The sequence below is a fragment of the Rhodococcoides fascians NBRC 12155 = LMG 3623 genome (assembly GCF_001894785.1).
GTDB lineage: Bacteria > Actinomycetota > Actinomycetes > Mycobacteriales > Mycobacteriaceae > Rhodococcoides > Rhodococcoides fascians.
In genome coordinates this window covers 1-1353 of record NZ_BCWW01000033.1, presented here as the reverse complement: position 1 = coordinate 1353, position 1353 = coordinate 1, and the positions used below count along the sequence as shown (strand labels likewise).

The window sequence follows — 1353 nt, the reverse complement described above, 5'->3', positions numbered from 1 at the left end:
TGTGCTGTCTTGATACATGTGGGACACGGGTGTCTCGATACATGTGAGACACGATTCTAGGCTGCGGGGCGGCGGAGTTGTCCTTGGTAGCGCTTGTCGGTGTCCAGGTGCAAGTGGCCGAGGACTTCTCCGCTGGCCGTGTAGGTGGTGATGTGGTTGCCGTCGCGCAGGACGGTCACGCGACTGTGAGCGTGGGGCCGTCCGACCGAGATCGTGTGGTCGCCGACGGAGATCACGCCGGAGCCGGAGACGGAGTGGGTGCCGACTGTGGCGTCGACCTGGGCGGGTAGGTGCTGCGGGCCGCCCAGGGTTGTTGCGCGGTTCCATGCCTGCTGCGGGGGCATGTTCACGGCACTGTGGCGGCGGTCGGTGTTGTAGAACGTCTGGTACCGATTGCACGATGTCTGCAACTCGGCGGTCGTGGCGGGCCGGGTGGGTTGGTCGGTGAGCCACTGTTTGAAGGTGCGGTGGTGGCGTTCGACTTTGCCGTTGGTCTGCGGGTGGTACGGGCTCGAGTGAATGAGCCTGGCACCGGACCCGGTGACGAACGCGCCGAACTTCGAGCGGCCCTTCGACGCGGTCGCGCAGAACGCCATTCCGTTGTCGGACAACACGATTGCCGGTACTCCATAGTCGGCGAACGCTCTGCCGATGGCGGTGATGGCACCGGCGGTGGTCTCGGCGTGGCAGACGTACGTCGCGACGAGGGTGCGGGTGCAGTCGTCGAGAACCTCGAAGACGGTGGCTTTCCCACCGCCGGCGAGTACGACTTCGGTGGCGTCGATCTGATAGCAGTCACGGGGCCGGGCGTATTGGAACCGGCGATAGGACGATTTGGGTCGCTTCTTGGGCTCCGGAGTCACCAGGCCGTGGCGGGTGAGGATGTTGTTGATGGTCGATCGGGCCGGGACCTTCCAGCCTGTGCCGGCCCAATCATGTTCGGCGGCAATCTTGGTCAGCTCGTAGCGGATGTTGTCGGCACCGTTGTCGCGGCCCAATTCGCCGCGGAGCGCGATGATGCGGGCTTCGACAGCGTCGGGGGTGCGTGCCGGGCTCGAGCGGGGCCGGCGGGAGTCGAGTTCCCACCGGCCCCGTTCTCGGATCCGGGCGGCGTGACGGTTGGCGGTACTGCGGGAGAGCCCGTGATCGGCGCAGAAGCCTGACAGGCCTCGTTCGTCGAAGACGTCGGCTCCCTCGATGATCCATGCGGTCAAGGTGGCATCGAGCAGGTTCATCCGGGCATCCGATCTGGCCATGGATTACTCCATAGCCGGTCACAGTGCCCCGCAGCATCATCACAGCCCGTGTGTCACATGTCCGTGGACATCTCGTGTCTCATATGTCCCCAGACTG

At 65.0% G+C, this 1353-nt stretch carries 1 protein-coding gene; it reads right to left on the bottom strand.

Annotated elements, in window-relative coordinates; genetic code table 11:
• Positions 1–56: 56 nt before the first annotated feature.
• Positions 57–1256, bottom strand: coding sequence for a DDE-type integrase/transposase/recombinase (locus RFA01S_RS27235; RefSeq protein WP_238325073.1), 1200 nt, complete (start codon positions 1254–1256; stop codon positions 57–59).
• Between the last annotated feature and the right edge of the window lie 97 nt (positions 1257–1353).

Coding starts and splice junctions, on each gene's coding strand:
- RFA01S_RS27235 (WP_238325073.1), bottom strand. CDS start 1,256: ATGGCCAGATCGGATGCCCGGATGAACCTGCTCGATGCCACCTTGACC.